Raw genomic sequence first — 13,003 nt, 5'->3', positions numbered from 1 at the left:
TGATTGAAAGGATCAATTCAATCCGTTTGGCCTATGGCAAATCCGTTACGCGAGGTTGCATACGTAGTCATTCACTCATGAACTCAATCGAGGAGTGGACGGGCTCGACATCACCAGCCATTCCAAGCTGTACCGCGCCTATCAGACAACCCCCAACCGCGGACATTTCTGTTGCAAAACGTGTCACTTCCTGACAAATTTGTGAGAACCAGCACATTTTATGCTTGAGCGGTATCACGCTTGAGCAGCTAGTCATTGCCATGGCGAACTCCGGGGCCGCCTGACCTGCTGGCATAAAAACTGCAACCTTATTCACGGGCCTTAAGCAACAAGCGGTCCGCCAACCCAACTGAGAATCCGCATGCAAGCCAACACCATGGCCATGGTGGTCGACTCGATGGGCAAAGCCCATGGCGACCCCTCACTGCCTGACGAGGCAGCGGTAAAGCTGGAATTCGACCGCACGCTGGGAACGACTCCCGGCATTACGGTATTCCTGCTTTCCACCTCCGACGGTCGCGCCCTGGCCAGCTACAGCGCCGCCCTCGCGGTCGATCCGCGCCGGCTTGCCGCGATGAGCAATTCATTCCTGACCTTGGGTGAAACCATGGCCAAGGAACTGGGCATGGCCTGCGCCGACCACGCCACCGTGCGCACCAACGACGGCAACGTGGTACTGGTTCGCATCGAAGGCCAGCGCCCACTCACCCTGGCCGCCGTCGCGCGCCCGGACACCACGCTGGCCACGCTTCTTTTTGCAACGCGCGAGTGCGCCAATCGCATTCGCGCATTGATTCCGGCAGTACCGCAATAGCACGCAACACAAAGCAGCAGCACAACACGCAGCAGCACATCACCCGTCATAAATAACGCCATACAGGGAATCCAAGGCCATGGCCAAGCTACAGCTTGAAGCACTCAACAACCTCGCCGGTTTCATCGGGGCCGCCCTTGTCGATACCGACAGCGGCATGGCGCTCGCCACGGTCGGTGGTGGCACCATCGATCTGGAAGTCGCTGCCGCAGGCAATACCGAAGTGGTGCGCGCCAAGCGCCTGGTCGCCGAGCGCCTGAACCTCAATGACACCATCGAAGACATCCTGATCACGCTGGGCAAGCAGTACCACCTGATTCGTCCGCTGCAAAGCAACGCGGCACTGTTTCTTTACGTCATGCTCGATCGCGCGAAGTCGAACCTGGCCATGGCGCGCCATGAACTGAAGGCGTTCGAAAGCACGCTCGATTTCTCCTGATGCCTTGCCGCACCCACGTGCCTGGACGACGGTCCGGGCACGTGGGTTGCCCCGTCACGCTTCCGCCTCGGCACGCTTCGAAGAGTCCCCAGCCTCCGTGTCCTCACGACTGCCCCAGCATTCGCTCATTACCGTGGCCATTGCCGGCCTCGGCATGCTGTCCGAAACCCGCCTGCGAGTAGCCTGCTCGTTGCTGATGGCCGAGCGCATGCGCGTGGACGTGGTCAACTGGGGTGCCGCCCAGGCTCATATCCTGGTGGCCGACCATCATTCGGCCGAAGGCAATCAGGCGATCGAAAGCGCTCACCGCCTCAAGCTGCCCACGCTGGCCCTGGGGCGCACACGCGTCGCTTCCCTGATGACGCTCTCGCCATCGGCCACCGTCAAGGATATCGCCGAGGCACTCAAGCAGTTGATCCAGCGCCTAGGTGCCGATACCAGTGCGATGCCGGAAGTAAATCTGCCTCCCTTGCTGGAAGCGCTGCGGCTGGATCGGCCCAACGACGGCGGCCTGTACCTCTACGAGCTCGGCCTGATCCGCATGGTCGTGGACTACGAGCGCCGCTACCTGCACATGCTGCGCCGGGTTGCCTTCGATCATCTGCTGCGCGACCTCGACAACGCTTACTGGCACAGCACCCCGCTGGACGCCCACTGGCTGGCGCAACACCGCATGGACGTGCATGCCAGCTTCTCCATCGAATCGGTATGGTGGCAATTGCTGGCAATGCCCCATATCCAGTTGCCGATCGAGTGGCTCGGCAACGCCGTGCAACTCAATGCCTGGCCCGACCTCGATACGCTGGCCGTGGACCCCTCGACCATACAGGCGCTCACGCATCTCATGCATGGCTCCTGGCAGGCTCAGGCACTGGTTGAAGCGACCGGTATCGACGGCGCACGCGCTGGCCGCATACTCGCGATCGCACAAGCCAGCGGCCTGGCCGATCAGGTCACGATGATCCAGACTGTCAAACCCGCTTCGGGTGCCTCTCCCGGCATCAAGGGCGCCATCCTCAAGATCGCCAAGCGATTCGGACTTCAACTGCGCGGATTGCGTCATGCCTGAGCATTACCAGAACAAACTCGTTTTCGTGGGCGACATGGGTGCCGGCAAGACCACGGCTATCCGCGCCATCTCCGATGGCGAGCCTGTCAGCACGGAAATGCCGCTGGCCGCCCATGAACGCTCGGGCGATAAGTCGACCACCACCGTGGCACTGGATTACAGCACCGTGGAGCTGGGCGATGGCGAACTGCTGCACATCTACGGCGTGCCCGGGCAGAAATATCTCGACTTCATGTGGCCCATGGTCTGCGATGGCGCGCTGGGTATCATCGTGCTGGTCGATGCCGCCAACCCCGACAAGCTGGCCACCACCGAACACCTGCTCACCGCCTTCTCGCGCATGGCGCCGGAGGCCAGCTTCGCCATAGGTATCACGCGCAGCGACCTGGCGCAGGATTTCCACCTGATCGATTTCCGCTCGGATCTTCTCGCACGCGGCCACAAGCTGCCCATCATGAAGCTCGATGCGCGCGTACCCGCGCAGGTGGAATTCCTGATCAAGACCCTGCTCTCCTACAGCTACACCGCCACCCAGGCTGCCTCCTGAAAACACACGTGAGCGTGCCGGCAATCGTCGACCGGCAAGCGCGTCTCGCGTCGCCACGCCTGATCGCGCGCCGACACACTGGCACCCTCGTCACTGGCTGCCCGCTTCTCGTCCCCACATCGTTTGTCATGTAAATCCAGCAAAGTCTCTCCCGGAAACGGCTTTTCCATGGAGACGGCGTGCGGGATTGGCCATATCGAACATCGCGGCGCCTCGCGCCCATGGCCATCATGGGGCTAGCCGCCTGTCATGGTCAGGCGTTCGCGGCCGGCGGCAGCTATCTGGTTGACGATGCCTCCATCACCACGCCGGGACGTTGCCAGCTCGAAAGCTGGCTGCAAGCTTTCTCCTCGGGACGCAGCGTGCTGGACACCGCACCGGCATGCAGTACCGGCCCAGTAGAGTGGTCAGCGACGCTGGCCATCCAGCGCGTGCCCCACGTGAACGCAGCCAGCCCCGGCATCAAGTGGCAACTTCGCAATGGCGATGCCGGTGATCGCTGGGGCATCGCGCTGGCTACCGGCGCCACACGCCAGCAGGGACACTGGGACAACGCGACCGCGTATGCAGCTTTTTCGCGCGTCCTGCCACGCGACCAGCGCTGGACCGTCAATTTCAACGTCGGCCTGACACGCACTCCCGGGCATGCCATGCGACTGCTGACCGGCGAGGAAGCAGAATTCACCGTCAATACGCACATCACGCTGATCGGCGAGCACCTGCGTCCACTTGCCGGCAAGGACGAGGAACAGTTGGGATGCCGCTACGTGTTCGGCAACGATAGTTTCGATCTGATCGCCGGGTTGTCCGGTGCCGATCACTGGATGACCGTGGGACTCAACCTGGCGTTCTAGACGTCTAGCTGCACGTCCACGCAAACCACTTCAAGCCATCAGGCGGTTTCGCCCGGCATCCTTGGCCGCATAAAGGGCACGGTCGGCCCGCGCCAACGCTTGCGCGGGCGTGTCGCCCGGCGTGAATGATGCAAATCCACCCGACAGCGTCACAGGTACCGGTTTGCCACTCGCCCGAAACGAAAGCTTTTCGATCATGACGCGCAACGCTTCACCGCGCCGCATGGCTTCGTCCAGCGATGTGTCGATAAACACCAGCACGAATTCCTCACCGCCATAGCGGCACACGAACAGGCGTTCGTCGGCCTGCTGCTGCAAGGTCTGTCCCACCACCTTCAGCACCGCATCACCCGCGGCATGGCCGAGCGTGTCGTTGATGCGCTTGAAATGGTCGATGTCCAGGGCCGCCACGCACAGCGGACGACCATCGAGCACCCATTGCCGCCAGGCTTCCTCGACGCGCATCTCATAAGCCAGGCGATTGGGAATGCCCGTGAGCGGATCGGTCGAGGCACGCTCGTGTTCGCGTTCCAGGGAATCCTTCAGCGAACTGGCCTGGAATTCCAGTTCCTCCACGCGTCGGCGCATTTCGTCGGCGCGCTGCATGTAGCCGGCATAACGCTGCACCTCGCGTTCGCGATAACTGCGCAGGTGCTTGTCGATGCTTTCCACCCGCGTGGTCACCAGGGCGCGCAATCCGGCCAGGTCCACGGCTTGCGCGCTGCGCTCGCCAAGGTCGCGCATCTCATCGCGCACCAGCTTGTCCCAGACGTGACTTTCGTTCGCGCAGGCCTGCTGCTCGGTCACCTCGGTATCGATATAGCTGCGAATATCCTCTAGGCGACTGCCCACCGATTGCAGCACGCCTTGCAGTCCCTCGATGTCATCTCGCAGCAAACGCCCCTGCCGATTGACCAGCCCCGCCAACTCGCGGGCGTTTTGCATCACATCCGATTGCCAGTCGGCAAGGCTCTCACGCAGCAGCCGCGCCATATCGCCCAGCGCGGGAGAAAGCTCGATATCCTGCAAGGCTCCGGCCAGTGCTTCGTGTCCATTGGGGCTGGACGCAGGCACGGCAGATGCAGCCTCGACGACAACCGATGGTTGCACCTCGTCGATATGCGCGATGGCATCGACGCTGTCGCCCAGGAAGGCCTCGATTTCTTCATGCGACACGGTGGCACGCATGGCCAGCCGGATGCGGCCAAGCAGGGCGTCGCTCACTCCGTGGCGCCCCACGCCGAACATGGCTACGCGAGCGACAAGCCGGCGCAGGGCGGCCTCGCGCTCGGCCGATACGCGCTCCTGCTCATCCAGGCTCTGCAATGCCTGCTGGTACCGCTGCCCCCAGTGCTCCTGGTCCACGCGCCCTGCTCCGACCACGTCATTGTTCTGTTATCGGAGCTTAACGCGCGAGCTTGAGGAAGTCCCGCCGTCCCCCCACCTGAAAGAGAACGCTGGAACATCCATGGATTTGCCTTGCCTTTAAAACCTCACCATGACGTCGCGCCTGGCTATGCCGCCCTGTTATTCGACATGGACGGCACCTTGCTCAACTCCATCCCTGCCGCCGAGCGTATCTGGTCGCGCTGGGCACGGCGCCACGGGCTCGACCCACAGGCGCTGCTGCCCACGATCCATGGCAAGCGGGCCGTGGACACGGTCGCGCAACTGGGCCTTCCCGGTATCGACCCGCAAGCCGAGGCAGCCGGGATCACCCAGGATGAAATCGAGGACGTCGAGGGCGTCGTCGCCATTCCGGGCGCCCTGGATTTCCTGCAATCGCTGCCACCCGACCGCTGGGCGATCGTCACCTCGGCCCCCATCGCCCTCGCGCGCCGACGCATGGAGGCTGCGGGCATCCCGATGCCCGCAGTGCTGGTCACCGCTGAAGACGTGCAGCGCGGCAAACCCGATCCCACCTGTTACCACGTTGCCGCCTCGCGGCTGGGCGTGAATGCGGCCGACTGCCTGATCTTCGAGGATGCGCCCGCCGGCATCGAAGCCGGGGAGCGTGCCGGCCGCGCCGTGGTGGTGATTACCGCCACCCATGAACACCCGATGGCGACATCGCACGCATGCATCGCCAGCTACGAGGAGATCATCGTGGACCATGACGCGCAGGGCATGCGGGTGGTGGCCCGGAACCCTCAAGGCTCGCACGGTACCCTGTAGGAACGACGTAGGAGCGACTTCAGTCGCAGATTGGGGCTCTAAACCTCCAAGCCGCGATACAAGTCGCCACTTGCATCGCGACTGAAATCGCTCCGACGGGATGGTGTCGCGAAAATTCAGTGCGCGGGTGTCACCACCCAGGCGGCATAGGGGGGAAGCTGCACACCTTGCAGCGATGTCAGCTTGCGCAGCGAGGCATCGCTGGCCGCCAGCGTGGTGACCGCCCCTTCCTGCCACTTTCCATCGATCGCTTGCGCCGAGCCGCTGAAATTCATCATGACCAGGACAGGCTTGGCGCCCTCACGGCGATAGACCAGCACCTGGGCGTTGTCCCTGGCCAGGAACTGCATCGCACCGTCACGTAGCGCTGGATTGTCCCGCCGCAACGCCACCAGTTGGCGATACCAGTGCAGCAGCGATTCGGGATCGGCATCCTCGGTCTGCACGTTCACCGTCGTGTAATCAGGCGTCACCGGCAGCCAGGTATGCGTGTTGCTGGAAAAGCCCGCTTGTGGCCCGGGTGTCCATTGCATGGGTGTGCGCTCGCCGTCACGTCCCTTCTCACGAGGCCAGCCCGTGATACCGATCGGATCCTGTACATCCTCGCGGCGCTTGGGTGTGGCGGTGGCCATGCCAATAGGCGCTCCGTAATACGTCAGCGCGGCGGCGCGCGAAGTCAGCAGCACCGTGGCGATCACCTTGGCCCGCTGTACGTCATGACTGCCATCGCCGAAACGGTCGATGGAACGCGGATTGTCATGATTGTCGAACACCAACAGCGGCTGGCCGTGTACCTGCTGCGATGACTCCAGCGTGGTGCGGAACCAGTTGGCATCGAACCTGGCCTGCCAACCAAATCCCACCAGCATGTTCATCGGCAACTGCAGTTCGTCGCGACGCTCCCCGCCATACCACTTGTCCAGTTCGGCCACATCAGGCGTGTAGGTTTCACCGATCAGCACACGATCGTCCGGATAGGTATCGACCATCGCGCGCAGGCGGCGAATCACATCATGGACTTCCGGCAGGTTGTCGCTGTAAAGCGAGTGCAGGTTGGGATCGCCCTGGTCGTTGGTGCCCGGACGCTCGGGGTCGTTGCGCAATTGCGGGTCTTCGAACAACGTGGAAATGGCATCCAGCCGGAAACCGGCTACGCCACGATCGAGCCAGAAACGCATGGTGTCGAACATGGCCTTTTCCACCGCCGGATTGCGCCAGTTGAGATCCGGCTGCTGAACATAGAAACGGTGGTAATAGAATTGCTTGCGTGCAGGCACCCATTCCCACGCCGAACCTCCAAACACCGACTCCCAATTATTCGGGGGCACCTTGCCGTCATGCGCGAAGCGCTTCTGCAACGGGGTGATGCCCGGTGTGCTGGCATCGATGCCATCATTCCAGACATACCAGTCGGCCTTGGGATTGCTGCGCGAACTGGCCGATTCGACAAACCAGGCATGCTTGTCCGACGTATGGTTGAGCACCATGTCCAGAATCACCCGAATGTGACGCTGCCTGGCGCTTTTCAGCAACCGGTCGAAATCGGCGAGGTTGCCGTACTTGGGATCGACCGACTCGTAGTCAGCAATGTCGTAGCCGAAATCGATCTGCGGCGAGGGATACATCGGCGCAATCCAGATCGCATCCACGCCGAGCTCCTGCAAATGATCCAGGTGTGCAGTGATGCCGTTGAGGTCACCGATGCCATCGCCGTTGCTGTCGCCGAAGCTGCGTGGATAGATTTCATAGATCAGGGCGTGCTTCCACCACGGATCGGTGGGAGTCTGGGCGGCATTGAGGGCCATGGGCGTGAGCAGCAGGCAAGCCAGGGCCAGGCGCGAAGCCAGGCGGCGCAGCAAGGGCATCGGACATTCTCCGGCACAGGGATCGGGTGATGTTAGCTCGGCGTAGCCGCTACGTGGACGCATGAGACACCCCGGGGTGCGCAAGCTGTGATGCAAAGACACAAGAATGATCCCCGATTCACGCCACCGCCCCTGAGCCCCGCCGCGAAGGCACCTGCGACACCAGTTCATGTCCGGGCCGGGCACATGGTCTCCGCCTTGGCTTAAGATGGTGCCATCCATCCTCATATTCCCTCCCATGAGCAACGAGACGAAAATCCAGGGTATCGCCCCGTACGACGGCGCGGCCGGCGGCTGGGGCGCGTTGCGCGCCGTCGCCAAGGCACTGGCCGGCCAGATGGCGATCGGTCGGGAAACCTCGGCGCTGCGCCGGGTGAACCAGCCACACGGGTTCGACTGCCCCGGCTGCGCCTGGCCCGATCCGAAGGACACCAGCTCTTTCGAATTTTGCGAAAATGGCGCCAAGGCCGTGTCGTGGGAGGCTACCGCCAAGCGCGTCACGCCGGAGTTCTTCGCGGCCAACCCGGTCAAGTCGCTGTGGAACCTGAGCGACTACGCATTGGAAAACCTCGGGCGCATCACCCATCCGATGGCCTACGATGCGGCTACCGATACGTATCGCGTCGTGGCGTGGGAAGAAGCATTCCGCCGCATCGGCGAGAGCCTGCGCGCCCTGCCCCGCCCGCAGATGGCCGAGTTCTATACCTCCGGGCGCGCGTCCAACGAAGTGGCGTTCCTCTACCAGGTATTCGTGCGCGAGTTCGGGGCGAACAACTTCCCCGATTGCTCGAACATGTGCCATGAGGCGACCAGCGTCGGGTTGCCGCAATCCATCGGCGTCGGCAAGGGAACGGTGCTGTTGGAAGATTTCGACCACTGCGATGCGGTGTTCTGTATCGGTCACAATCCTGGCACCAATCATCCGCGCATGCTAGCCACATTGCGCGAGGTAGCTAAGCGCAACGTGCCGATCGTGGCGATCAATCCGCTGCCCGAGCGCGGGCTGGAGCGATTCACCTCGCCGCAGCATGCCGCCGAGATGATCACCAACGCCTCCACGCAGTTGGCTACCACGTACTACCAGGTCAAGTGCGGCGGTGACTTGGCCATGCTCAAGGGCATGATGAAATGGCTGTTCGATGCCGATACCAGGGCACAGGCCCAGGGCGACCCGGCAATCATCGATCACGCCTTCATCGCCGAACACACCGCAGGCATCGAGGCGCTGCGGCAGGATATCGCAAACACCTCGTGGGATGACATCGAGCTGCGCTCGGGCCTGTCGCGTGAAGACATCGAGAACGCCGCGCAGATCTACGCCCGCGCCAGGAAAGTCATCGTGTGCTATGGCATGGGTGTCACCCAGCATGCCCACGGCACGGAGAACGTGCAGCAGATCGCCAACCTGCTCATGCTGCGCGGAAACATCGGTCGCGAAGGCGCCGGCATCTGCCCGCTGCGCGGTCATTCGAACGTGCAGGGCAATCGTACGGTGGGCATCACCGAGAAACCCGACGATGCCCTGGTTGCTGGCATCGAACGCGCATTTGGCTTTCGTTTTTCCAAGGAACACGGCCACGACGCAGTGGGTGCCATCCGCGCCATTCGCGATGGCCAGTCGCGGGTGATGATCAGCCTGGGTGGCAATCTGGCAGTCGCCATGCCCGATCCGGTGGCTACGTTCGACGCCATGCGCAAGCTGGATATGGCCGTGCACATCACGACCAAGCTCAATCGCTCGCACCTGCTGATCGGCAAGGATTCGATCATCCTGCCCTGCCTGGGCCGCACCGAGCTCGACGAACAGGCCGAAGGCGTGCAATCCATCACCGTCGAAGACTCCATGTCGATGGTGCATGCCTCGCAAGGCAGTTTGCAGCCGGCATCCGAACATTTGCGCTCCGAGCCCTGGATCATCGCCGGCATCGCCAAGGCCACCCTGCCACAGACCAAAGTGGCCTGGGACTGGCTAGTGGCCGACTACAACCGCATTCGCGACAAGATCGAAGAGGTCTATCCGGCGTTTCGCGATTACAACAAGCGCGTGAGCGAACCGGGTGGTTTCAGGCTTCCCGTGGCGGCGTCCCAGCGTAAATGGAATACCCCGGACGGCAAGGCGCAGTTCCTGGTGGCACGCGGCCTGGACGAAGACCCCCTGACCGAAGTGCCGCACCTCAAGCTCACCACCGTGCGCTCGCACGACCAGTACAACACCACCATCTACAGCCTCAACGACCGCTACCGCGGCATCAACGGCCGCCGCGACGTGATTTTCGTCCATCCCGACGATCTGGCCGCCGCAGGCCTGGGCCATGGCGATCGCATCGACGTGGAAGTCCAGGGTGCGCACGCCAACGACAGCGAGGGCAACCTGCGCGCCGTACGCGGTTTCGTCGCGGTGTCCTATCCCATCGCCCAGGGCACGGTGGCCATGTACTACCCGGAAGGCAACTGCCTGGTTGGTCTGGATAGCCACGATCCGGCATCAGGTACGCCTTCGTACAAGTCGGTTCCGGTGGCCTTGCGCGCCTCCGGAGATGCTCGACGCGGTTGACCATGTCGCGCGCAAGCAGCCCTACGGGAGCAGCGCCAGGCTTTGCTCTTTACCCATTGCAGCGGCAAAGCGAGCGACCTCACAGACGCGTCCAGCGCCGAGTTCAAAAAAGGGCCCTTGCGGGCCCTTTTTCGCTTAGTCGATCTTCCAGTCCAGCGACACGAACACTTCGCGTCCCGTGTAGTCGTCGCCTTGTTGGGTGGGAATGAACTCGAAGCCGCCTGCGTAGTACGGGATCGGCCCGACCTTGTCGAAAATGTTGGAGACATTCACGCCCAGCTTGAGATCTTTCGTCAGGTTGTAGGACGCCGACGTGCTCCAGATGATCCACGGCGAGACATGGGCCTTGTAGACCGTGCAATCGGCGTCGCCCAGACCAGGCTGGATGCCGTTGGACAACACTTCGCAACCGCCGTAGTTGTTGGCGCGGATCTCGCCAGTACGCTCGCCATGCAAGGTCAGATCGAGGTTACCGTAATGCCAGCGCGCGTTACCCACCACCTTGGTGGCCGGATACTGGTAACGCGTGTTGAGCAGCGGATCGGTCGGCAGGTCTCGCTCCTTGAACGACAGGTTGTTGGTGTAGCTCAGGTCGAAGTTAAAGCTTCCGTAGCGCGCCGTGGTGAACTTGTACGTGGCATTGGCATCAATACCGCTGACGTACAGCGAAGTCTCGTTGATGGGGCCCACGTTGATGCTGGTGATGTTGCCGCTGGCATCGCGATGTACGTTAGCGATCGCTTCCTGGCAATACTCCGAACCCAGCGCATGCGCGATGTACGGCGCGCCGGTCACCAGCAGTCCCGTACGGCAACCGGCTTCATCGGTCAGCAACGTGGCCGAATCGATCCACTTGATCGAGTTGCTGATACCCATGTGCCAGTAGTCAGCCGAGACCGCCAGGCCATCCACACCAGGGATGTCCCACACGAAACCATAGGTCCACGAGTGACCACGCTCGGGCAGCAGGTTCGGGCTGCCGCCGGAGAACTGCGTGAAATAGGTGCTGTGCTGGTAAGGCGTACAGGCACGATCACCGATCTTGATGCAGTTGAACGGATCGTTGTAATCGCCCACCTGCTGCTGCGAGGCAGCCAGGTAGATCGCCTGCATGTCCGGAGCATGGAAGTTGGTGCCGTATGTACCGCGCACCAACAAGCCATCGACCGGGCGCCACTCGATGCCCGTGCCCCACGTACGCGCGATATCGGCGATGCTGGCGTCACGGTATTTGTCGATGCGGCCGGAGATGGTCCAGGTCAGCGTGCTGGCCAGGGGAACCCGGAACTCTGTCGCGGCCGACACACGATTACGCGTACCGCCACCGGTCAGGTAATTCTGGAAGGGATCGCCGAACGTGGTGGTGTTGCCACGCGGATCGGGCGCGAGGCGGAAGCCCTGGTGATTGGCCTCGATCACACCGGCAAAGCCGACCGGACCGGCCCAGGTATTGAACAGGTCGCCGTTGAGGTTGAACTCGGCCTGATCCATCCAGGTATAGGCGCTGTTGGTGCCGCCCACCGCGAACGACTGATAATCGGCCGGCGAGATCGGGTTCCAGAAGCGATTGCTGTTGAGCGCATACACCGGCAGCGTTTCACCGCCAACCGTCGTCGTGCCCTGCTGCGGCCCGAAGAAGTAATCGAACATGCCCTGCTCGTTCAAGCCGGTGAAATGTTCGTGCACGATGTACTTGTTGGTACCGAGATTGAGGTCCCAGTTGAAGCGATCGTCGAAGATCGTGCCCTTCAGGCCGACATGCACATCCCAGTTCTTTTCATAGTCATGCGTGTTGCCGTAGGTACCCATTTCCGCCGGCGTCAACTGGCGCATGTACGAGTCGATCACCTGGCCGGTGGTGCGATCGTAGAAATGCGTGGGCAGGCCACCCATCGTGTACAAGAACGGCAACTGCGTATTGGTGGTACCCGTGCTGGTCCACAGACCCACCGAACCGTACGCTTGCAGTTTGTTGCTGAAGGAATACTCGCCGGCCACGTATGCGTTGTCGCTTTGCAGGCCAGGCGACAGGACCCAGTTGCTGAACAGCGCACGCTGCGTGCACGAGGTGCCCGTATCGGTGATATTGGTCGGATCGACCGCATGCCCGTTGGTGCCCACGGTCTTGTGATCGTAGGATTGGAAATTATTGCCGAACTGGCCGCACGCGCCCGCAGGCGGCGCCACGTAATTGCCATCGGCGTTCTTCAGCGCCAGGCCGTCGGATGTCGGGTATCCGAACATGCGATCGCTGGCATTCCAGGCGCCGTAGCCGGCATCGGCCTCCGAATCGCTATACGGGCGGTTGCGTCCCCACAGCGGCGAGCGATTGGTGTGCTCGTAGGTATACAACAGATGCCAGTTGTCGCCCGAGCGGCCACCAGTGAAGTTGAAATCACCATAGCGACGTCCGCCGCGCGTGGCACCGCCGCCAGTCACTTGCAGGTGGTCGCCCTGGTATTCCTTCTTGAGGATCACGTTGACCACGCCGGCAACCGCGTCGGAGCCGTAGATCGACGAAGCACCTGTAGCCAGCACCTCGATGTGGTCGACCATGCCGACAGGGATATTGTTGTAGTTCTGGAACGTGCTCTGGCCGGCACTGGGCTGCGGGTAATCAGCGACGCGATGACCGTCGATCAGCAGCAGGCTGTGATCGGGCCCGAGGTTGCGCAGGTTGATCGGG

General features: G+C 62.2%; 10 protein-coding genes. 7 read left to right on the top strand and 3 right to left on the bottom strand.

Annotation, left to right across the window (positions count from 1 at the left end; genetic code table 11):
• Positions 1-361: 361 nt before the first annotated feature.
• From VF436_RS08785 to VF436_RS08765, 5 genes are all read left to right on the top strand, one after another.
• Entirely contained in the window at positions 362-814 is a 453-nt protein-coding gene (locus VF436_RS08785; RefSeq protein ID WP_330903633.1) for a roadblock/LC7 domain-containing protein, read from the top strand.
• Between the two features lie 79 nt (positions 815-893).
• Positions 894-1,253 (top strand): roadblock/LC7 domain-containing protein, encoded by a 360-nt coding sequence (locus VF436_RS08780; RefSeq protein ID WP_330903632.1) that lies wholly within the window; start codon positions 894-896, stop codon positions 1,251-1,253.
• A 97-nt stretch (positions 1,254-1,350) separates the two neighbouring features.
• Complete coding sequence (locus VF436_RS08775; protein ID WP_330903631.1) at positions 1,351-2,322, top strand: hypothetical protein; 972 nt, start codon at positions 1,351-1,353, stop codon at positions 2,320-2,322.
• Entirely contained in the window at positions 2,315-2,869 is a 555-nt protein-coding gene (locus VF436_RS08770; protein WP_330903630.1) for a GTP-binding protein, read from the top strand. The genes VF436_RS08775 and VF436_RS08770 overlap by 8 nt, the downstream gene beginning before the upstream one ends.
• Before the next feature lie 221 nt (positions 2,870-3,090).
• Positions 3,091-3,723, top strand: coding sequence for a hypothetical protein (locus VF436_RS08765; RefSeq protein WP_330903629.1), 633 nt, complete (start codon positions 3,091-3,093; stop codon positions 3,721-3,723).
• A gap of 30 nt (positions 3,724-3,753) precedes the next feature.
• Here VF436_RS08765 and VF436_RS08760 read toward each other — a convergent pair whose 3' ends face one another.
• Positions 3,754-5,088 (bottom strand): GGDEF domain-containing protein, encoded by a 1,335-nt coding sequence (locus tag VF436_RS08760; RefSeq protein WP_330903628.1) that lies wholly within the window; start codon positions 5,086-5,088, stop codon positions 3,754-3,756.
• Between the two features lie 114 nt (positions 5,089-5,202).
• Here VF436_RS08760 and VF436_RS08755 point away from each other — a divergent pair, with 114 nt between their 5' ends.
• Positions 5,203-5,898 carry an HAD family hydrolase gene (locus VF436_RS08755; RefSeq protein ID WP_330903627.1) on the top strand — a complete coding sequence of 232 codons (696 nt, stop codon included), beginning with the start codon at positions 5,203-5,205 and terminating at the stop codon, positions 5,896-5,898.
• A 116-nt stretch (positions 5,899-6,014) separates the two neighbouring features.
• Here the strand turns inward: VF436_RS08755 and VF436_RS08750 are convergent, their stop codons facing one another.
• A complete protein-coding gene (locus VF436_RS08750; RefSeq protein WP_330903626.1) occupies positions 6,015-7,763 on the bottom strand; it encodes an alpha-glucosidase in 1,749 nt (582 codons plus the stop codon).
• 238 nt (positions 7,764-8,001) lie between these two features.
• Here VF436_RS08750 and VF436_RS08745 point away from each other — a divergent pair, with 238 nt between their 5' ends.
• Positions 8,002-10,317, top strand: a complete 2,316-nt coding sequence (locus tag VF436_RS08745) for an FdhF/YdeP family oxidoreductase (RefSeq protein ID WP_330903625.1) — start codon at positions 8,002-8,004, stop codon at positions 10,315-10,317.
• Positions 10,318-10,452: 135 nt separating this feature from the next.
• Here the strand turns inward: VF436_RS08745 and VF436_RS08740 are convergent.
• Positions 10,453-13,003 (bottom strand): TonB-dependent receptor domain-containing protein (locus VF436_RS08740; RefSeq protein ID WP_330903624.1); only part of this gene is annotated, 2,551 nt, incomplete at its 5' end.

It is taken from the genome of Dyella sp., assembly GCF_036384435.1.
GTDB lineage: Bacteria > Pseudomonadota > Gammaproteobacteria > Xanthomonadales > Rhodanobacteraceae > GSA-30.
Note: the sequence above shows the minus strand (reverse complement) of the source record. Positions and strands in the feature narration are given on the sequence as shown.

What these genes read in the sequence shown, in the direction of transcription:
- VF436_RS08780 (WP_330903632.1), top strand. Translation starts at nt 894, where the DNA reads ATGGCCAAGCTACAGCTTGAAGCACTCAACAACCTCGCCGGTTTCATC.
- VF436_RS08750 (WP_330903626.1), bottom strand. Translation starts at nt 7,763, where the DNA reads ATGCCCTTGCTGCGCCGCCTGGCTTCGCGCCTGGCCCTGGCTTGCCTG.
- VF436_RS08770 (WP_330903630.1), top strand. Translation starts at nt 2,315, where the DNA reads ATGCCTGAGCATTACCAGAACAAACTCGTTTTCGTGGGCGACATGGGT.
- VF436_RS08785 (WP_330903633.1), top strand. Translation starts at nt 362, where the DNA reads ATGCAAGCCAACACCATGGCCATGGTGGTCGACTCGATGGGCAAAGCC.
- VF436_RS08765 (WP_330903629.1), top strand. Translation starts at nt 3,091, where the DNA reads ATGGCCATCATGGGGCTAGCCGCCTGTCATGGTCAGGCGTTCGCGGCC.
- VF436_RS08745 (WP_330903625.1), top strand. Translation starts at nt 8,002, where the DNA reads ATGAGCAACGAGACGAAAATCCAGGGTATCGCCCCGTACGACGGCGCG.